At 49.7% G+C, this 20,731-nt stretch carries 17 protein-coding genes; 13 read left to right on the forward strand and 4 right to left on the reverse strand.

The window, feature by feature from the left end; all coding sequences use genetic code 11:
• Positions 1-8: 8 nt before the first annotated feature.
• Together V8Q34_RS25300 and V8Q34_RS25305 are read left to right on the forward strand one after the other, a co-directional pair.
• Positions 9-644, forward strand: coding sequence for an endonuclease III domain-containing protein (locus V8Q34_RS25300; protein WP_335836555.1), 636 nt, complete (start codon positions 9-11; stop codon positions 642-644).
• 123 nt (positions 645-767) lie between these two features.
• Positions 768-3,269: an HD domain-containing phosphohydrolase gene (locus V8Q34_RS25305; RefSeq protein WP_148393943.1), complete on the forward strand. Its 2,502-nt coding sequence runs from the start codon at positions 768-770 to the stop codon at positions 3,267-3,269.
• Between the two features lie 18 nt (positions 3,270-3,287).
• On the opposite strand, the gene V8Q34_RS25310 is transcribed toward V8Q34_RS25305, so the two are convergent.
• The 3 genes from V8Q34_RS25310 to V8Q34_RS25320 are packed head-to-tail and all read right to left on the reverse strand — an operon-like array spanning position 3,288 to position 7,509.
• Positions 3,288-5,489, reverse strand: a complete 2,202-nt coding sequence (locus V8Q34_RS25310; RefSeq protein ID WP_335836556.1) for a DUF4129 domain-containing transglutaminase family protein — start codon at positions 5,487-5,489, stop codon at positions 3,288-3,290.
• The gene (locus V8Q34_RS25315; RefSeq protein ID WP_033142313.1) at positions 5,486-6,574 is read right to left on the reverse strand and encodes a DUF58 domain-containing protein; all 1,089 of its coding nucleotides are present in this window, start codon (positions 6,572-6,574) and stop codon (positions 5,486-5,488) included. Before V8Q34_RS25315 ends, V8Q34_RS25310 begins: the two co-directional genes overlap by 4 nt.
• Positions 6,571-7,509, reverse strand: a complete 939-nt coding sequence (locus V8Q34_RS25320; protein WP_054351909.1) for an AAA family ATPase — start codon at positions 7,507-7,509, stop codon at positions 6,571-6,573. Before V8Q34_RS25320 ends, V8Q34_RS25315 begins: the two co-directional genes overlap by 4 nt.
• 160 nt (positions 7,510-7,669) lie before the next feature.
• On the opposite strand from V8Q34_RS25320, the gene V8Q34_RS25325 reads away from it, so the two are divergent.
• From V8Q34_RS25325 to V8Q34_RS25365, 9 genes are all read left to right on the forward strand, one after another.
• On the forward strand, positions 7,670-8,662 hold the full coding sequence (locus V8Q34_RS25325) for an alpha/beta hydrolase (protein ID WP_335836557.1): 993 nt from the start codon (positions 7,670-7,672) through the stop codon (positions 8,660-8,662).
• Positions 8,663-8,803: 141 nt separating this feature from the next.
• On the forward strand, positions 8,804-9,505 hold the full coding sequence (locus V8Q34_RS25330) for a WecB/TagA/CpsF family glycosyltransferase (protein WP_335836558.1): 702 nt from the start codon (positions 8,804-8,806) through the stop codon (positions 9,503-9,505).
• Position 9,506: 1 nt separating this feature from the next.
• Complete coding sequence (locus tag V8Q34_RS25335; RefSeq protein ID WP_103731770.1) at positions 9,507-10,379, forward strand: YitT family protein; 873 nt, start codon at positions 9,507-9,509, stop codon at positions 10,377-10,379.
• A 193-nt stretch (positions 10,380-10,572) separates the two neighbouring features.
• Positions 10,573-11,661, forward strand: a complete 1,089-nt coding sequence (locus V8Q34_RS25340) for a PucR family transcriptional regulator (protein WP_103732495.1) — start codon at positions 10,573-10,575, stop codon at positions 11,659-11,661.
• Positions 11,662-11,701: 40 nt separating this feature from the next.
• Positions 11,702-12,388 carry a cell division ATP-binding protein FtsE gene (ftsE, locus tag V8Q34_RS25345; protein WP_033142316.1) on the forward strand — a complete coding sequence of 229 codons (687 nt, stop codon included), beginning with the start codon at positions 11,702-11,704 and terminating at the stop codon, positions 12,386-12,388.
• Positions 12,378-13,289 (forward strand): permease-like cell division protein FtsX, encoded by a 912-nt coding sequence (gene ftsX, locus V8Q34_RS25350; protein WP_033142317.1) that lies wholly within the window; start codon positions 12,378-12,380, stop codon positions 13,287-13,289. The genes ftsE and ftsX overlap by 11 nt, the downstream gene beginning before the upstream one ends.
• Before the next feature lie 118 nt (positions 13,290-13,407).
• On the forward strand, positions 13,408-14,589 hold the full coding sequence (locus V8Q34_RS25355) for a S41 family peptidase (RefSeq protein WP_033142390.1): 1,182 nt from the start codon (positions 13,408-13,410) through the stop codon (positions 14,587-14,589).
• A gap of 70 nt (positions 14,590-14,659) precedes the next feature.
• Positions 14,660-15,529, forward strand: coding sequence for a DegV family protein (locus V8Q34_RS25360; RefSeq protein WP_033142318.1), 870 nt, complete (start codon positions 14,660-14,662; stop codon positions 15,527-15,529).
• Positions 15,530-15,762: 233 nt separating this feature from the next.
• Positions 15,763-16,815 carry an HD-GYP domain-containing protein gene (locus V8Q34_RS25365; protein ID WP_033142319.1) on the forward strand — a complete coding sequence of 351 codons (1,053 nt, stop codon included), beginning with the start codon at positions 15,763-15,765 and terminating at the stop codon, positions 16,813-16,815.
• A 77-nt stretch (positions 16,816-16,892) separates the two neighbouring features.
• On the opposite strand, the gene V8Q34_RS25370 is transcribed toward V8Q34_RS25365, so the two are convergent.
• A complete protein-coding gene (locus V8Q34_RS25370) occupies positions 16,893-17,867 on the reverse strand; it encodes an AraC family transcriptional regulator (RefSeq protein ID WP_103732494.1) in 975 nt (324 codons plus the stop codon).
• 162 nt (positions 17,868-18,029) lie between these two features.
• Between V8Q34_RS25370 and rhaB the strand changes: the two genes are divergently transcribed.
• Both rhaB and V8Q34_RS25380 read left to right on the forward strand, forming a co-directional pair.
• Entirely contained in the window at positions 18,030-19,430 is a 1,401-nt protein-coding gene (gene rhaB, locus V8Q34_RS25375; RefSeq protein WP_227242430.1) for a rhamnulokinase, read from the forward strand.
• A 44-nt stretch (positions 19,431-19,474) separates the two neighbouring features.
• The gene (locus V8Q34_RS25380) at positions 19,475-20,728 is read left to right on the forward strand and encodes an L-rhamnose isomerase (protein ID WP_033142322.1); all 1,254 of its coding nucleotides are present in this window, start codon (positions 19,475-19,477) and stop codon (positions 20,726-20,728) included.
• Positions 20,729-20,731 lie beyond the last annotated feature (3 nt).

Here is a 20,731-nt window from a genome sequence, read left to right on the forward strand (position 1 = left end):
AATAGATTATGACAAAAGAAGAACTGGCCCTGGAAGTGGTGGACAGATTGAAAAAAGAATATCCGGATGTGGGCTGTACCCTGGATTATGACCAGGCCTGGAAGCTGCTTGTAAGCGTCCGGCTGGCGGCCCAGTGTACGGATGCCAGAGTCAATGTTGTGGTACAGGATCTGTATGAAAAGTATCCGGATGTGAGCGCTTTGGCTGACGCGGATGTGGAGGATATAGAACGGATCGTCAGGCCATGCGGCCTTGGAAAGAGCAAGGCCAGGGATATCAGCGCCTGTATGAAAATCCTGCGGGATGCGTATGGCGGCAGAGTACCCGATGATTTTAACGCCTTACTGAAGCTTCCTGGCGTGGGAAGAAAAAGCGCCAACCTGATCATGGGAGATGTGTTCGGGGAACCTGCCATTGTGACAGATACGCACTGCATCCGCCTGGTCAACCGCATAGGTCTGGTGGACGGTATAAAAGAACCGAAAAAGGTGGAGATGGCTCTGTGGAAGCTGATTCCTCCCAAAGAGGGCAGTGATTTCTGCCACAGACTGGTATTTCATGGCAGGGATGTGTGCACAGCCAGGACAAAGCCCCGATGCGGCAAGTGCTGCCTGCAGGATATCTGCCCCAAAAACGGCGTGTGATCCGGAGCTTCCTCCCATACAGGAATGGATTACCGTAAAAACTTGAACAACAGGGAAATCTGTACTATTATAAAAAGGTACTATCTGTAAAAAGGTAAATAAAATGACAGGAAATAACGAAAGATGAGCAGCTTTACAATTGTGCCTATTATTGCACTGATCTGTTACATATTTTTGCTGGTATCCTTTTTGGCGGCAAAAAAGGATGCGGCGATCTATGCTTTTATGGAACTTCTGCTGACCATGGTCATATGGGCCAGCGGTTCCCTCTTTATGAGACTTGCCTATTGGCCCTCTGTGGGGTTCTGGTTTCATGTGTCACTCACCGGGCTTTTTATGATTCCGCTTATATTTTTTCATTTTCTGCAGAAATTTCTGTGTGTTGAGAAGACATACCGTATTTATTTCTGGACTGCAGCCATTGTCCTTATGCTGCTGGTGAATTACAAATACGAGATCTTTGTGCAGGCACCCCAGGTCCTCCGATTGGAGAACGGCGGCAATGCCTATGTTTATCATATGCACTGGCAGGCAGTGATACCGTTTCTGGTGGAGGGCGGCGCCCTGTCTGCCTGCGGGCGTATGGTCTATGAGAACCGCAGGGAAAATAAATTTGCGGGAAAAAGCCTCAGGCCTGTGTGGTATGGCATCGGTGCCCTGGCATTGGGACAGATATGCATCGCATTTCCGGCCTTCAGCGGATTTCCCATTGATATCTGTTCCGGTATTGTCATGTCTGTGTGTGTATATTACGCATTGTACCGGAAGCGTCTGTTCCGTCTGAATCTTCTGGTTTCAAAGGCCAACTGCTATGTGGCGGCATTTTTGATCTCCATGCTGCTGTTTTACAGTTTTATCCCTGACTATAACGCCCTTCTGGAAAAGCATTTCGGTTTTGAGGAGACACAGCTTACCATGGCGGTTTCCTTCAGCATGGTGCTTGCGGCAGTGGTGATCTATCTGATCATCAAGGCAGCCCTTGATACGGTATTTGAAAAAGATGAGATCATGCAGTCCAGAAGTATCGGAGAATTCAGCAGCGGGGTTTCCTACCTGACGAATGTGGATGGAATTCTGGAACAGATGATGCAGACCATAGAGGAAGCAGTTCCGGCTGAGGCTGTCCTTATTTTTCTCAAGGATGAGAGCGGGGACTATAGACTGACTCTGGGAAGCGGGAAGACAGAAGGACTGTCCTGTGTCATATCAAAGGACGAGAAGGTTTTTGACCTGCTGAGGGAATCCGGCGGGTGTATTTTTACGAGGGAATACAAAAGCGTGCCGGTATATAAGAAATTCATTGCCGATATGCGCATACAACTGCCAAAATATAAGATTGAGTGCATAGCCGGGATCAGGGACGATGAGCAGTATCAGGGACTTATCTTTCTGGCCGGAAAGAAGAACGGGGAGAGATATACACCCGGGGATCTGAGCTTCTTTGAATCTCTCAGTTCTGTGGCCTTTATTGCCATACAGAACTCCAGGCTGTATGAGAAGGCCTGTGAGGAGGCAAGGAGAGATTATCTGACCGGTGTAGCCAACCGCAGGTATTTCTATGAAGTGCTGGAACAGTGCTGTGACAGTGAGGCTTATGATTTTGGTTCCCTTGTGATGATCGACGTGGATGATTTCAAGCTGTATAATCAGCTCTACGGCACAGAAGCAGGTGACGGTGCACTGAAGCGGATCGCTGAGATGATCCGGGGAGAGGTGGGTGAGAAGGGAATTGTAGCCAGATATTCCGGCAAGGTCTTTACAATCCTTCTTCCGGGGGTCACGGAGAGTGAAGCGGAGGCACTGACGGGTCGTATATCGGATCTGGTGCGGGAGATGAATAAAGCGTCCGGGGAAAATGCCATGAAGGTGCTGACCGTAAGCTGCGGTATCGCCCTGGGTGTCTGCCCCATCCATGATTTTCATGAACTGATCGAACATGCGGATACGGCTGTCTACTATGCCAAGAAAGCCGGGAAAAACAGGACGGTCATCTATAAGGAAGGAAATGGCGGGGAACGCCCTTCTGAGCTGTCCTACCAGCCGGGGGTGTATTCCGATTATGCGCCTACTATTTATGCGCTGACGGCAGCCATTGACGCGAAAGACCACTATACCTTCAGTCATTCGGAGAATGTGGCTTACTATGCAAGGGAGCTGGCAAGAGCGTACGGTATGAATGAGGAGGGGCTGAAGATCATATATGAGGCGGGGCTTCTCCACGATATCGGTAAGATCGGGATTGAGGAGAACATTCTGAACAAGCCGGGAAAGCTCACAGATGAGGAATACGAGATCGTGAAATCCCATGTGGAGCTGTCCATCGGCATTATCCGGCATCTTCCCTCCCTGGACTATGTGATCCCGGCCGTGATCGGCCATCATGAGAGATATGACGGAAAAGGATATCCCAGAGGCATCCGGGGGGAGGAAATCCCGCTGATGGCCAGAATCCTGTGTGTGGCGGATTCCTTTGATGCCATGGTAACTGCCCGCAGCTACAAGCCCAGCATAGAGGTGGAGGAAGCCCTTCACAATCTGGAAGAGGATGCGGGCAGGCAGTTTGACCCAAAACTGGTTCCTGTATTTGTCAGAAATATCAGGGAGGGCCGAATCGCAATCCGCTGACGCCGGACAGACCGCCGTTTATTTAAGGCGGTACAGCAGGCGTTTTGTGCGGGAGCAGCCTTGGAGATACTGAATCTCCAGGGCGTGGATATAGTTGTTTAAATATAGTATGGTTTCCGGTCCGGATTCCCTGCCGCCGTAGCGGATTTCCCGGAACATACGGAAGATTTCAGTTAAGGCTGTTCCGGGCACATCCAGTGTGCCGGCAGCCTTTTCTTCGTATTGAAGCAGAGTTTCCCCATCCTCAAAGGGGATACCTGACAACCGGCCGAGCAGGAAGAGTTTATCCATGAGGAAGAGCATTTTCCCGTAGCTGTCCATGGCAGCATAGGCTCTTCGCTGCATGAATTTCCGGAACAGGAGCACAGCGCCGGCCACAATGCAGGCAGCCGTAAGAAGGAGGAGGAGAGGAAGAAGCTTCAGCAGTATCAGCAGAAAGCTTTTATAAAAAGGCTCTTCTGTCTCGGTATCCCGGACAGAGGCAGTGTTTCCATTATCCTCTGTCTCCATATGGGGACTGCTGTTTTCGGGGCCTGCAGGTGCGGGGAGAGAAGAATCTTTGGAGGTTTCATCCTCCCAGGGGGATGCCGTGTTTGCAGAGTATCCGGGGGTGGAGTCAAAGGGAATCCAGCCCACAGGTTCCAGATAGGCTTCCGCCCATGCGTGCGCACTGGAACCGCCCAGATGGATTTCCGTATCCTCCACGCTGCATGTCTGATCTGTGGCAAATCCCTCCACATAGCGGGTGGGGATGCCCCGGCAGCGCCCCAGCACCGCCATGGCAGTGGCAAAGGAGGTACAGTATCCGGATTTGGTGTCAAAAAGGAAACAGTCGGCAAAATCACGTCCTTCCTCCAAAACCTCAGTTGTGGTGGAATAGCTGTAACCCAGCAGATAGGTACGAATCGCCTCCAGCTCCTCATAGGGCGTCTCACAGTCCCGGGTGATCTCATCGGCAAGTTCATATACCCTGGGGGGAAGATCCTCCGGCAGTAAAGTGCAGTCCTCAAAAATGCGGGAGCGGCGGGTATTGTCCCTGTCAAAATCACCACGTACAGCCAGAAGTTTTTGGAAATTTTCACTTTTATAGTTAAGCTCCACATACTGCAGGCCGTAGACAAAGCCGACGCCTTTTGGTTTTGGAAGCAGAAGATTGCCGCCGTGAGCCTCCGGCTTCAGAGAGGAAGGAAGCTGGAATTTCCAGGTGTTGGGGGCGTGGAACAGGCTTTGTGTTTTGAGGCCTTCAAATTTTATTTCTATGGAGCACACATGTGTCAGGGAACGAATCTCCGTGTCCGTCAGCCCGGAAACGGACAGTGCTTCGTTGATCGTCCTGTATTGCTCCTGATATTCTTTTCCCCGCTCCTGCCCGGTGGGTTCTTCCGGTTTCCAGGAGGTCCCGTCATAGGTGTCGTAGATAGTCCCCGCCAGATAAAGAGGGGATTTGGTCATGGTGCCGGTGACGGAAATCTGTGGTTTATCTGACCGGATCAGGCTTCCGCCCAGCACGCCCTCTGAACCGTATCCCGTTTCGGACAGGGCGTATATGTTTGAAGCACCGGAAAAGAGATAATCCAGATTTACCAGCAGTGCGTTTGCTTTTTCCTGTACAGCCCCTGCGGCTTTCCGAACGGTTTCCCAGCGGATGGGCGTGCTTTTGACAGGGAGCAGACAGATGAGAATAAGGCATGCGAGAAACAGGGGGGACAGAAAAAAGACTTCCTGTTTTCCGATGCCTCTTTTCTTTCCTGCAGCCTCGGCCAGAAACAGCAGGCAGCAGAAGAATATCAGGCAGATATTCCATTTGGACAGGGGAACCCCCACTGCCCCGTAATAAAAAAGGCAGGTGATCTCCGCAAGCAGGATGGGAAAGGTCAGGAACAGATGCCGGACCGCAAAGAGGCACAGCACAGACCCTCCGATACAGGCAGCTTCCATCTGTATGTAGGGAAGGATAGTATACAGATCTCTGCCGGTCATGAAAAAGAAAATGAGAAGTATCACATGCAGGATCAGCAGAATACAGCCTGCGGGAATGACAATGTCTTTCTGGACCGCATAGTGGAGAAGCAGGGAAAAGAGCACGGCACCGGCACTTAAAAGAAGGGTAGGCCAGTGCAGCACCCAGAAAGAGTCAGCCAGCAGAAGAAGGCCTGTGCAGAGACAGGCCCCGTGGATGCTCTCATAATATTTGCCGATAAATTCCCGGTATTTTTTCATAAATTCAACTCTCCTGCATAGATGCACAGCACTTCATTTCCGAGAAGCCGGCTCTCCTCTATGGTCTCTGTAAGCGCAGGGGTCTGGGAGGAGGTAATGAGGATGTAGGCTCTGGTGCCTGCCAGACGGCTGGTGTACCGGCGCCATACCTTCTCAAGAGGAAGCGCGGATTCAAAGGAGATATCTGCACATTTTTCATAAAAAGCTTCAAACCCGGTACATACATCTATGAGGATCTCCCGGATTTCCGAATCCATATAGACTACCCGCACAGGGATTTTTTTCAGATAACAGTCCTGCAGATAGGAGAGGGCTGCTTCCAGGATATTGTCCTCTGTCTGCAGCCGTTTTTCCGTATCTCCCTGTACAGGACTTAGATCCAGCATGAGGATGGTCTCAAAAAGCTCCTCCGGCATCTGTCTGCGCACGAGAAGTTCCCCGGTCCTGGCAGAATTTTTCCAGTGAATATATTTCTTGGGGTCTCCGCTCTGATAACGCCGGACTTCGTAATCGGGCAGATTCTGGAGACGTGAAGTGGGAAACAGTGTGTTTTTGGGGTCCTTTTTCTGCAGTGCCAGGCTGAGACGTTCCAGCGGAAGGATGCGGGGCTTGGCTGTGAGGCGGACCTGGGACATCATGGGGTAGGTGATGGTAAAAAGCCCAAGAAAGTCTGTGACTGTGACGCTTTTCACGCCGACGGGGTAAGTGCCTCTGTGTCTGCAGTACATTTTTGTCTCCACCTGCTTCTGGGCATGGGGAAGGAGACAGAGATGCTGCAGTTCCCGGTCTGCGCTGTCATGCTGCATGCTGACCATATCGGTATAAAAGTGCAGGGTAATATCCGTAAAGGGCAGAAAGTCTTCATTGCCCAGAATGAGCTGATAGGGGACTTTCTGCCCTTTTACTACAAGGTGCGAGACATTCTGTACAATCTTAAAACGAAAATAAACGTACAGGGAGTAGAGCAGAGCCAGCAGGGGCAGCAGCAGGGCAAAGTAGAAGAGCAGATAAGAAACCGCCTTGCCCTGAAAGCTGACCAGCACAGTGCTGCCTATGAGGAAGAGCAGACAGACGGCTTTTTTCATAAGACAGGGACATGAGCTGCCCGCATGGCTTCCTGCAGCATTTCCTTTTCCTTTTTTCCCTCCAGCCGTGCTTCGGAGGACAAAATAAGCCTGTGCAGCAGCACCGGAGGAGCCAGAGCGGCAATATCTTCCGGTGTGGTGTACATGCGGCCCTCCAGATAGGCGCGGCTTTTGGCGGCGCGCACCAGGGCAATGGCGGCTCTGGGGCTTGCGCCCAGGGATAAATATCTGCTTTTTCTGGTATTTCTGGCGATCTCAACTGCGTAGGCCATCACATCATCATGCACAGCCACGGTTTTGATCTCTTCCTTTATCTTCAGGATGTCCTCCCTGGTGGTGACCGGACCCAGTTTTTTCAGGGGTTCCCCGTTGACCATACGGCGGACAATGTCTGCCTCGTCCCCTGGTGTCTCGGGATATCCCATGGATATCTTCATCAGAAAACGGTCCAGCTGTGCCTCCGGCAGACGATAGGTGCCCAGCTGCTCCACAGGGTTCTGGGTGGCAATGACCATGAAAAGCCCGGGAAGGGCATAGGTGGTGCCGTCCACCGTGACCTGCTGTTCCTCCATGGCTTCCAGAAGGCTTGCCTGGGTCTTGGGTGAGGTACGGTTGATCTCATCTGCCAGGAGAATATCATTCATCACAGCGCCGGGAATGTAGGAAAATTCTCCGGTCTGCATCTGGTACATGGACATGCCGATCACATCCCCGGGAAGGGTATCAGGGGTAAACTGGATTCTTGCAAAGCTGCACTGGATAGACTGGGCAAGGGCTTTCCCAAGCGTTGTCTTGCCGACCCCCGGCACGTCCTCCAGGAGAAGGTGTCCGTCAGAGAGCAGGGTAATGAGTGCCAGCTCGATGGCCTTTCGTTTCCCTACGATCACGGACTCCATATTTTCAATGATCATGTTCAGTGTTTCCGACTGAGGCATATAAGACCCCCCTTACTATTTCATATAGTATTATAATAACAAAGCAGGACAGCAGTGTAAATGTTCAAAAAGGCTTTTATCTGCCAATTATTGCGCAGTGGAAGAAAAGCAGGTATAATGTATAAAATATGACAAAAAACTACAAGGTGACAGTAAATTTATGCGGAAGAAAAAATGGTTAAAAAGACTGGCTGCGGCACTGGTGGTACTCCTCATTCTGTTCGTACTGGCATCCAATATCGTGGTGGACCTGGCACTGGTCCCGGAGAAGATGGAACAGACCCAGGCGTTTGAAGATATCACGGAGGACAGCTATGAAGCCTTGGTCCAGACAGATGATATTGAGCAGAACAGAATGTCCAGTCTGGAGAAGACAAACAGGTGGGCCGAGACTGCTGACAGTGAAGCGTTGTCTGTGACAACTGCGGATGGTTATCTGCTGAAGGGAATGGCCTTTTACCAGGAGAGTGAGAGTCACAACTGGGTTCTGCTTCTGCACGGCTATACAGGATGGAAAGAGGAGATGTACCCGATTGCGTATGAGTATGCGAGAAGAGGATATCAGGTCCTGGTGCCGGATATGCGCTGCAGCGGGGACAGTCAAGGCGACTTTATCGGCATGGGCTGGACAGACAGGAAGGACAATCTGCTGTGGCTGCAGACCATACTGGAAAAGGACGCGGATGCACAGATCGTCATTCACGGACAGTCCATGGGAGGCGCCTGTGCCCTGATGATGACAGGGGAAGAACTTCCGAACTGTGTTAAGGCAGTGGTATCGGACAGCGCGTACACGGATGCATACAGTATTTTCAAAAAACAGCTCAGGGACTGGTTTCATCTTCCGGGCTTTCCCCTGGTGGACGGGGCAGGCCTGATGCTGCAGATGCGCGGGGGATACAGTCTGAAAAAAGCCTCTGCTCTGGAGGCAGTGAAGAAAAGCACACGCCCTGTTCTGATCATTCATGGGCAGGAAGATGTGTTTGTGCCGGTGGAGATGGCTTATGAGCTGTATGATGCGGCAGACTGTGAAAAGGAAATTCTGATCGTGGAGGGCGCCGGACATGCACAGGCACCGGACAAGGCGCCGGGAGTGTATTACAATACGGTATTTTCTTTTTTGGAGACGCATGGAATGGGCGTTTTTGGCTGAAAATACAAAGTGTAGGAACAAAGCAGAAAAGAATCCTTGGATGTGCGGCTTGAAAAATCTCTGTCTGTCTGCTATAGTAGGAAGATAAAGCGTATGTGCGGTGCTGAACAGGGTGCGGTACGGGATTACTGGAGAAATATTATGCATGAAAAAATAGAGGTACTTGGCATTTCCGTGGAGAAATGCTATGTAGAGGACGTGATGGAGTGCGTCAATGAGAACTGGTTTAAAGAAGTGCTGTCCACCTATGGAGTGATCAACATGAAACTGCTGATGGCTGCCCAGGAGGACGAGAAGCTCAAGAAATATATCAGCATTCTGGACAAGGCCGTGGTGGATGAACCGGAGGTTCTAAAAGCGGCAGGGGTGGAGGACAAAAGACTTGAGGAGGAGGCTTCAAGGCACGGTTTCTTTTCCACGCTGTTCTGGTTTTTATCCCATTATAAGAACCAGGTGTTTCTCCTCGGCGAGACAGAGGAGGATACGGAGGCCTTCTGTCATTTTGTGGAGGAAAAGTATCCGGATATTGTGATCGTGGGAAAAGACAGCCTGCAGGAGGCTCATGCTGACCAGATCGACAGGGTCATCAATGAGATCAATTCTTTCAGTCCCCAGGCAGTGCTCACATGCTCCAGGAATATGGGGATTGAGCGCTTTGTGGCGGATAACAGGAAAATGATGAACACAAAGATCCTGTTCTGCCTGGGGGAGCGTCAGGAAATTCAGCAGGAAACAGGATTAAAAAAGGGCTGGCTGGGAAAACTTCTGGAAAAGAGTACATTCAAAAAACTGGTATCACAGTATAATGAGGAGAATGAGGATACGGGAAAAGGAGAAGAATAGCATGCTTGCTGAGAAAAAAGGAAATTGGCGGGCATATGTGTATATACTGATCGGGACGGCTGTCATGGCCGTCTCAATCACTTCCATTTACGACCATATGCAGATGGTGACCGGAGGTTTTTCCGGTCTGGCCATCATTATCAAATCCCTGACAGAGAATCTGATGCCCGGCGGAATCCCCCTGTGGCTGACCAATGCGGTCTTAAATATTCCGCTGTTCTTCCTCGGGGTGAGCATCAAGGGATGGGGATTTACCAAGAAGTCTATCTTCGGTGCCCTTGCCCTGTCGCTCTGGCTCTTTCTCATACCGGAGCTTCCCATCATACCGGACGATATGCTGCTGGCAGCCCTGTTCGGCGGTGTGATCATGGGGGTGGGCATTGGCTTTATCTTCATGGGACAGGGAACTACAGGCGGAACGGATATGGTGTCCGCCTTGATTCAGCATAAGATGCGCCATTATTCTATTGCCCAGATCCTGCAGGTGGTGGATGGGGCCATTGTCATTTTAGGTGTCTTTACCTTTGGGCTGCAGAGGGCGCTCTATGCGGTGATCGCTATCTTTGTCACCACAAAAGTGACGGACGGGTTCCTGGAAGGTATGAAGTTTGCCAAGATCGCCTTCATCATTACAGACCTGCACGACGAGCTGGCAAAGAGTCTTATGGAGGAGCTGGAGAGAGGGCTGACCGGGATCTCCGCCAGGGGTATGTATTCCGGTGAGGAGAAGACCATGCTCTTCTGTGTGGTTGGAAAGAAGCAGATCGTGCGGTTAAAAGAGCTGGTGACCAGGACCGATCCCAAGGCATTTGTGATCGTGACAGATGCCCGTGAGGTCATTGGAGAAGGTTTCCACAGCGGCGAGGAAATGTGATTTTTTCCTCTGTCTGAATCGTAAAAAGAAAAGGGAAAATGTGAACAAAATGTTACATTTTGAAAAAAAGATGTAATATTTAACATTTTCTCTTTATTTTTTTTCGATTATGTATTAGTATATAGTGTAGGGTTTTTTGTTTTTATGGGATGGAAACAAGGAAGTATACTATATAATGAAAGAAGGAAAGAGAATGATATCAAACCAGGTACTACAAAACACTCTGGACGGGCTGAAAAGCATATCCAGAACAGACTTCTACATCACGGACATGGAAGGGAAAGTGATGGCATCTACTTTTTCTGAGAACGTCTGTGCACAGGAGGAAGTCCTAGCTTTTGCAAATTCCCAGGCGGACAGTCAGGTGATCAAAGGGTATCAGTTCTTTAAGATTTACGATGACCATCAGCTTGAGTATGTGCTGGTTATCAATAGCGCCGGAGACGATGTCTATACACTGGGAAAGCTTGTGGTTTTCCAGATTCAGGGACTGCTGACCGCATACAAAGAGCGGTTTAATAAGGACAACTTTATTAAGAACCTGCTTTTGGACAATCTGCTTTTAGTGGATATCCATAACCGGGCCAAAAAGCTGCACATCGAAGTGGATGTGCGCAGAGTTGTATTTATTCTGGAAACCAACCAGGATAAGGATTACGGCTCTCTGGAAAATATTAAAAATCTATTGGGCGGCAAAACAGGGGATTTTGTCACTGCTGTGGATGAGAAGAGCATTATCATTGTAAAAGAGCTGACTGTCACGGATAATTATCCGCAGGTGGATAAGATTGCAAATATGATTCTGACCACACTGGGGATTGAGAAGGATGGCAGGACGCACATTGCGTACGGCACCATTGTGAAGGAGTTAAAGGAAGTATCGCGCTCCTACAAGGAGGCCCGCATGGCTCTGGACGTTGGTAAGATTTTCTTTGGAGACAGAGAAGTGATCGCTTACAGTTCCCTGGGCATCGGCCGATTGATCTACCAGCTGCCGATTCCTCTCTGCAAAATGTTTATCCGGGAAATTTTCGATGGGAAATCTCCGGATGATTTTGATGAGGAGACACTGACCACCATCAATAAATTCTTTGAAAACAGCCTGAATGTCTCAGAGACATCAAGACAGCTGTACATACACAGGAATACCCTGGTATACCGTCTGGATAAGCTCCAGAAGAGTACCGGCCTTGACCTGCGTGTGTTTGAAGATGCCATAACATTTAAGATAGCCCTGATGGTGGTGAAATATATGAAGTATATGGAGACACTTGATTACTGATATCCGGGGAAGCGGGCATCAGGAACACAGGAGGATATTTATGATTGATTTAAAGGGCGTGAGTAAAGCATACAGTAAGGGCCAGCCGGCGCTTAACAATGTGTCGCTTCACGTAGAGAAGGGTGAATTTGTTTTTATCGTGGGCAACAGCGGTTCAGGTAAATCCACTCTGATAAAGCTGCTGTTGAAGGAACTGGACCCCACAAGCGGAACCATTACGGTAAACGGACAGCGCCTGGACAAGTTAAGACGGAGAAAAGTGGCGAAATACCGCAGGGGAGTCGGTGTTGTATTCCAGGATTTCCGTCTGCTTCGTGACAGGAATGTTTATGAAAATGTAGCATTTGCACAGCGGGTCATTGAGCGTCCCACACGTGTCATCAAAAAGCGCGTGCCTGAGGTCCTCACCTTAGTGGGCCTGGCTGAAAAATACAAATCACGTCCGGACCAGTTATCCGGCGGTGAGCAGCAGAGGGTTGCCCTGGCAAGGGCATTGGTAAACCGTCCAAGCATCCTGCTTGCGGATGAGCCGACAGGTAACCTGGACCCTAAGAACTCTTTTGAGATCATGAAACTGCTGGAAGAGATCAACGAGCGCGGTACAACCGTTCTTGTCGTTACACACAACAGGGAAATCGTAAACGCATTCAAGAAGCGAGTGATTACCATGAAGAAAGGCGTCATTGTAAGCGACGAACAAGAAGGTGGATATCAGTATGAGAATTAGTACAATAGCATACATATTAAAACAGGGTGTGAAGAACATCTGGAGAAATTTAAGATTCTCCCTTGCTTCTATTGCCACCATGTCCGCATGTATATTCCTGTTTGGACTGTTTCTTGCACTGGTTATGAACTTCAGATATATCGTCCACACAGCGGAGGAAGGCGTAGCGGTTGTTGTATATTTTAACGAGGGAACAAAACAGGAGCAGATCGATGAGATCGGCCAGAAGATACAGGCCCGGGAAGAGGTTGCGGAAGTAAAATACATCTCTGCCGACCAGGCGTGGGAAGAGTTCCGTGATGACTATCTGGGCGGTGACGAGGCGCTGGCAGAGGGATTCAGAAATCAGGATAATCCTCTTGCCAACTCAGCGAACTATCAGGTGTATCTGAAAAACGTTGAGGAACAGAGCCAGCTTGTAGAGTATATCCAGTCTCTGGACGGTGTGCGCAGTGTCAGTCAGTCACAGTCAGCGGAGAAGACACTGTCCACATTTAATAAATTGATCGGATACGTGTCCCTGGCCATTGTATTCATACTGCTGGCAGTTGCGTTCTTCCTGATCAGCAATACCATCACCATGGGTATTTCCGTGCGGCAGGAAGAGATTGGGATCATGAAGCTGATCGGAGCCACGGACTTCTTTGTAAGGGCACCGTTCGTCATCGAAGGTATCCTGCTGGGTATTGTGGGCGCGGCCATTCCTATGGGAATCCTTTATGTGCTCTACAATAAGGTGATCGAATTCGTTATGACAAAATTCCATCTTTTGTCAGGATTCCTGCAGTTTTTGGATGTATCCCATGTATTCCGCATTCTGCTTCCGGTAGGTGTGGGTCTTGGTATCGGTATCGGTTTCATTGGAAGTATGATATCCGTAAGGAAACATTTAAGGGTATAAATGATAAAGTACAGAAGAGATGCTGCCAAATGGATGCTGCCTCCCGCCGTGCGGGAGGGCTGTTTGGCAGTGTCTTCTTTTTTATTTTATAATAGATTACAGGAAAGGAACTGGAAAAGTGGACAGAAAGAAATATATCAAAGGGTTTCTGCTGGGTGTTCTCTGCACGGCTTTGATGGGAGGCGGTGTACTGGGATACCTGTGGCAGCAGGATCAGAAGGGTGTGCTGAATGCCTCCACAGTGAAGAAGGCAAAGGTGATCGAGGGGATCATAGATGAATATTATCTGGAGGATATAGACGAGGAGGAACTGGAGGATTATCTGTACAAAGGTCTGGTGGCAGGTCTCGGGGACCCCTATTCCGGATATTACACCTCAGAGGAGTACGCTAAGCTGAATGAGAGCACAGACGGTGAGTACCTGGGTGTGGGCGTGGTGCTGCAGCAGGATGCGAGAACGGGAATCGTAACTATCACCAGATGCTATGAGGGCGCGCCGGGAGCTAAGGCGGGGCTTCTGCCCGGGGATGTGATCTATAAGGTAAACGGGGAGGCTGTCATGGACAAGGAACTGACAGAGGTGGTGAAGATCATCAAGGGGTCAGAGGATAAAACAGCCCACCTGGAGATCGCCAGGGAGGGGGAGAGTGATTATCTGAGCCTGGATATTCCCTTGGAGCATGTGGAGGTTCCCATGGTGGAGCATGAGATGCTGGAGGACCATATCGGATATATCCAGATCTACGAATTTGCGGAGGTGACAACTGCCCAGTATGAGTCTGCTTTTCAGGACCTGCAGAGCCAGGGGATGGAACGCCTGATCGTGGATCTGCGCGATAATCCCGGCGGACTTTTGCTCTCCGTGTGTGATATTCTGGAGCAGATCCTGCCCAAGGGCCTGATCGTGTATACGGAAGATAAGAACGGGAACAAAAAAGAATACACCTGCGACGGGGAAAATGAACTGCAGATTCCCCTGGCGGTTCTCGTGAATGAAAACAGTGCCAGCGCGTCAGAAATTTTCTCAGGTGCAGTGCAGGATTATGGAATCGGCAAGCTGGTGGGAACCACCACTTACGGAAAGGGAATCGTACAGATGCCCATTCCCCTTACAGACGGAAGCGCGGTAAAACTCACCATCGCCAAATATTACACCCCAAACGGGCGGAACATCCACGGAACGGGGATTGAGCCGGATGTGGAGGCAGAGCTGGATGACAGTCTCCGCCAGCAGGTTACCATAGAGAAGTCTGAGGATAACCAGCTTCAGAAAGCCATAGAGGTGGTCAGGGGAATGTAGGGGAAATGCAGTTGAAGAGACGGGCAATCCGTGGTAAACTGTTTAAAACGGAAAGAGAGGGAGACAGCGTATGAGTGAATATGTAATTATGACAGATAATACAGTGGATATGCCCTTGTCATGGTTTCAGGAAAACCAGGTGGATTATCTCTGCCTGTCCTGCAACATGGATGGGGAAATATATGATAAGGAACATGTCATTGACGATAAAGAATTTTACAGGCGCATGAGAGCAGGTTCCATGCCCACCACATCCCAGGTAAACCCCACAGCGGCGGAGGAGATTTTTGAGTCGGTGCTCAAAGAGGGGAAGGATGTTTTATATCTGGCGTTCTCATCCGGCCTCAGCGGAACATACAACAGCTGTCGTGTTGCAGCGGAGGAGCTCAGGGAGTCTTACCCGGACAGAAGGATAGAGGTGATCGACACCCTGGCTGCGTCCATGGGGGAAGGTCTGCTTGTATGGTATGCCGCGAAGATGAAGGCAGAGGGCAGGTCCATGGAGGAAGTAGTACAGTGGGTCAGGGAGAACATTCTTCATACCTGCCACGTCTTCACTGTGGATGACCTGAATCATCTCTATCGGGGCGGACGTGTCTCCAAAGCCACAGCAGTTCTGGGGACACTGGCAAATATCAAGCCCATGCTCCACGTGGATAATGAGGGCAAGCTGATACCTGTGGGAAAGGTGAGAGGACGGAAGAAATCCCTGGCAACGCTGGTCTCCATGATGGAGGAGCGGGTCGGCGCTTACCGAAGCAAGAATGAGATGATCATGATCAGCCACGGGGACTGTGAGGAAGATGCCGCGTATGTGGCAAAGCTTGTGGAAGAGAAATTCGGCATAACCCATGTTATGATGAATCCCATAGGCGCTACCATCGGTGCCCATGCCGGCCCCGGTACCGTAGCTCTGTTTTTCCTTGGTGATTACAGATAACGGCTGCTGTCCGCTGTATTCGGCAGTACATTTCGCGTTTGCACAGTAATCGGATAACATACTGAATTTTTTATATTATAGGATATAGCGCTTGACAGTTTTCAGCAAGAGAAGTTAAACTGATAGAAGTGAAGGATTTACCAAGGAAAAAGTGTATGAAAGGATAAATGCACGATGGACAATAGATGTGGGAGTTCTTCTGAAGGTTTTCGGGAGGAGGCATTGGGGCGTTTATGAACAGCAGACAGACAATTCTGATCGTAGATGATGTGGAAATGAACCGTGCGATTTTGGATGCCACCTTTTCGGAAGACTACAGAATCTTAGAAGCTGAGAACGGAAAGCAGGCCATGGAGCTTATCATGGAGCAGCAGGACAGGCTTGCCGCCATACTGCTTGACGTAATTATGCCTGTTATGGATGGATTTGAAGTGCTGGAAGAGATGCAGAAGCTGGAGCTTACGCATAAGATCCCTGTCTTTCTGATAACTGCAGAGAACTCTCAGGAAGTATTGAAAAGAGGGTATGAGCTGGGCGTTGTGGATATTATCGGAAAACCAATCATTCCCTTCTTTATCCGCCGAAGGATCGGCAATGTGATACGGCTCAATAACATTGTGAATGAGCAGGAAGCCCTGCTCCGGGAACAGGCCCAGGAGATTCGGGAACTGAACAGCTCTATCATCGAGACACTTTCCACAGCGATTGAGTTCCGGGACTGTGAATCCGGCGAGCATGTTACAAGAATCCGGGATCTGACACTGATTCTCCTGCATGTTATCAAGGATCTGGACCCCTCCTGCAGTATTGAGGAGAATGACCTGCCGATGATAGCAGATGCTGCAGTCATGCACGATGTGGGCAAAATAGCCATTCCCGACGGAATTCTCAATAAACCGGGCAGGCTTACAGCAGAAGAATTTGAGATTATGAAGACGCATACCATACGGGGATGCGAGCTTCTGGACAGTGTACCACGGTTCCGTGAGAACCCTGTGTACAAATACGCGTATGATATCTGCCGGCATCACCATGAGAGGTGGGACGGACGGGGATATCCGGACGGGCTGAAAGAAAATGAGATATCCATCCAGGCGCAGGTAGTATCTGTAGCGGATGTCTATGACGCTTTAGTCAGCGACCGTGTATACAAAAAGGCATATTCCCATGAGACTGCATATGAGATGATACGCAACGGGGAATGCGGCTGCTTCAGCCCCCTTCTGATGGAGGGACTGAGCAGGGCCAAAGATAAGATGAAAGCGCTCTATAAGAGAGTAAAGTAGAAAGGTGCATCTGCACCGGCGTTTGAACGGACGCCGGGAGATGCGCCTTTTTGACTGTTCTGCCCGGTGCAGGAAACTCAGCGGGATTCCGGTTCCCTGGAAAGACGGTAGCAGCGGGGAGACATGCCGAAGCGGGCCTTAAATATCTTATAGAAATAGCTGAAGTTGTGGTATCCCACATTCAGACCGATATCCGTCACGGACAGGGATGTGTTCTGGAGCAGATAGGCTGCCTGGTTCAGCCGCTTTTCCTGGAGCAGGTCCTTGTAATTTTTTCCTGTATGGCGCTTGATGATACGGCTGAGCCAGTAGAGGTCATAGCCCAGTTCCTGTGCAAGCTCAGACAATTCCCCATCGCTGTAATGTTCCTCGATATACTGAAAGACAGTGAGCAGCAGTTCCTGTTCATAATTCTCCCGTCCGATCTCCGCTTTGTCGATATAGTTCATGAGCTGCAGAAAGAGCAGACCCATGGTGACCTGGTTGGAGCTTCTTTTGTTGGGCTGCTTGTTGTGCAGGGTCCAGATAAGATTTTCCACAAGGTTCTGGATAGGCAGAATATCTGCCACCTTAAAGTGGAGATAATGGACATTCTGGCTGCCGTTTTTCAGGCATTCGATGATGAATGTCCGCAGCATATTATCCTCCGTACCGATCATATCAAGGGGCTGGCCGAAGAACTCAGGCAGTATGATAAAATTGACGGCAATGTCGTCATATCCTGCAGGAAATATTTCCTGGGTGGCAGTCTGACTTAAAAAGAGCAGTTCTCCGGTGCCGAGAAGAACCTCTGAGCCGTTTATCAGGTGGCGGGTGCTGCCGGAACACATATAGATCATCTCCACGTAATTGTGGTTATGTTTCGGGAAATGGACAAAGCGGGTATGAGGGCGGATCTGCAGCAGTTTCCCGTGCTCCAGCAGCTTTTTGTTGTCAATGGTCATGGAATGCTCAAGATTGTAGAGGGAGGGATTGATTCCCTTCTGCCCGTTGAGCAGTGCCTGCTCCTCCGGTGTTATCTTTTTCAGTTCTTTTAACAATTCCTGGTTCATGGCCTTCCTCCCTCCTATGGAATCCTTCTGTATCTATAGTAATATGCAGGAGAAAAAAATGCAATCCGCAGACTGCAAATAAGGTTATAAAATTATGCAAACCGTGTACTTTTTCTTTTGTGTTATTTCCGATAAAATGGGAGCATAAGGAGGTCGGAAAGGATGACAGAATATTATCTGGCGGTGGACATCGGGGCGTCCAGCGGACGCCACATTCTGGGCCATATGGAGCAGGGACGTATGGTGATGGAGGAAATGCACCGTTTCTATAACGGGCTCACCGTGAAGGACGGGGAAGCCTGCTGGGACCTGGATCAGTTATTTGAGGAAATCAAGACAGGACTTAAAAAATGCAGGGAGGCCGGGAAGATACCTGTGAGTATGGGAATCGACACCTGGGCTGTGGACTTTGTGCTTTTAGATGATACGGACAAGGTTCTGGGAAACGCAGTGGGATACCGGGATAAAAGGACAGAGGGCATGGACAGGCTTGTCTATGAGGTACTTCCGGAGCAGGAGCTGTATGGAAGGACAGGGATCCAGAAACAGATCTTTAACACGATCTATCAGCTCATGGCTGTGAAGAAAAAACATCCGGAATGTCTGGAAAAGGCATCTGCCATGCTCCTGGTGCCCGACTATTTCCAGTTTCTGCTCACAGGCAGAAAGGCGTCTGAGTACACCAATGCCACCACAACCCAGCTTGTGAGTCCAAAGACAAAGGACTGGGATTTTGAGCTGATTGAAATGCTGGGATATCCCCGGCGGATTTTTCAGCCTGTGGTAAAGCCGGGCACGGTACTGGGGAATTTTACGGAGGAGATACAAAGAGAAGTGGGATTTGACTGTCAGGTCATTCTGCCCGCTACCCATGATACGGGGTCCGCAGTTCTGGCTGTGCCTTCCAATGAGGATAAAACTTTGTACATAAGCTCAGGCACCTGGTCCTTGATGGGAGTGGAGCGAAAGGAAGCGGACTGTTCGGAGAAAAGCCGAGGGCTGAATTTTACCAATGAGGGCGGCTATGATTACAGGTTCCGTTATCTGAAAAATATCATGGGGCTGTGGATGATCCAGTCTCTCAAAAAAGAACTGCAGGACGCCTATTCCTTTGCCGGGCTGTGCGAAATGGCATCCGGGGAGACGATTTCCTCCCTGGTGGACTGCAACGACAGCCGTTTTCTGGCACCGGAATCTATGATCAAGGCCGTACAGGAATACTGTGAGGAGACGGGACAGCAGATTCCGAAGACACCGGGACAGCTTGCGTGTGTCATTTACAGAAGCCTTGCGCAGTGTTACGGAAAAACCGTGAGGGAGATAGAGGAAATGACAGGGGTGCATTATAAGAAGCTCCACGTGGTAGGCGGCGGTGCCAATGCCGGGTATCTGAACCGGCTCACTGCAGCCAGCACCGGAAAAACGGTACTGGCAGGTCCTACGGAGGCAACTGCTATCGGCAACCTGATGGTGCAGATGATGGCAAAGGGAGTTCTGGCAGATTTAAAAGCAGCCAGACAGTGTGTCTATGATTCTTTTGAGATGAAAATATATGAGCCGTGAAAACAGTATTTTAAAAATAACAGGAAAGTCAGGAGGAAAACAATATGACGACAGAACAGAGATATGAATCCGCCAGAGAGATTTATAAAAATATAGGAGTTGATACAGACAGGGCAGTGGAGACACTGAAGAACATCCACATTTCCATGCATTGCTGGCAGGGGGATGATGTGCAGGGATTTGACCATGAAGGGCCATTATCCGGCGGTATCCAGACAACAGGCAACTACCCGGGAAAGGCAGCTACACCCCAGGAACTTATGGATGACATTGACAAGGCGCTGAGCCTGATCCCGGGAAAGCACAAGCTGAATCTGCATGCCAATTACGCTGTCTTTGAGGATGGGGAGTTCGTGGACAGGGATGCCCTGGAGCCAAAACATTTTCGGAAATGGGTGGAGTTTGCAAAAGAAAGAGGCATGGGACTTGACTTCAATCCCACATTTTTCTCCCATGAGAAGGCAGAGAGCTTTACACTTTCAAGCCCGGATGAGGAGATCCGCCAGTTCTGGATCCGCCACGGACAGGCCTGCATCCGCATTTCCCAGTATTTTGCAGAGGAACTGGGCCAGCCCTGCGTGATGAATATCTGGATTCCGGACGGCTATAAGGACGTACCGGCTGACCGTCTGTCTCCCAGGGCCAGATTTAAGGATTCTCTGGACCAGATCTTATCCATTGACTATGACAGGTCAAAGGTCTATGTATGCCTGGAATCCAAGGTGTTCGGCATCGGTATGGAATCCTATACGGTGGGGTCCAGTGAGTTCTGCATCAATTATGCAGCCAACAATGGGATCTTAAGTCTGATGGACAACGGGCATTATCATCCCACAGAAGTGGTTTCCGATAAGATTCCGGCCATGCTTTTATTTAATGAGAAGCTTGCACTTCATGTGACAAGGCCGGTGCGCTGGGATTCTGACCATGTAGTGCTGTTTGACGATGAGACAAAAGAGATCGCAAAAGAGATCGTGAGGAATGATGCGCTTGACCGCGTATTTTTAGGACTGGATTTCTTTGACGCCAGTATCAACCGTATCAGTGCATGGGTAGTGGGAATGCGGAATATGCAGAAAGCGTTTCTGTTTGCACTGCTCCAGCCCAATGATAAGCTGAAAGAACTGCAGAATAACGGTGAATTCACAGAGCTTATGATGCTCCAGGAAGAGCTGAAGCTGTATCCGTTTGGGGATGTCTGGAATTATTTCTGCGGACAGTGCAGCGTTCCGGAAAAAGAGGACTGGTTTAAAGAAGTGCAGCAGTATGAAAATGAGGTGCTCAGTAAACGCGCATAGCAG

The organism is Blautia sp. JLR.GB0024 (assembly GCF_037000545.1).
In the GTDB taxonomy this organism is placed as follows: Bacteria; Bacillota; Clostridia; order Lachnospirales; family Lachnospiraceae; genus Blautia; species Blautia celeris.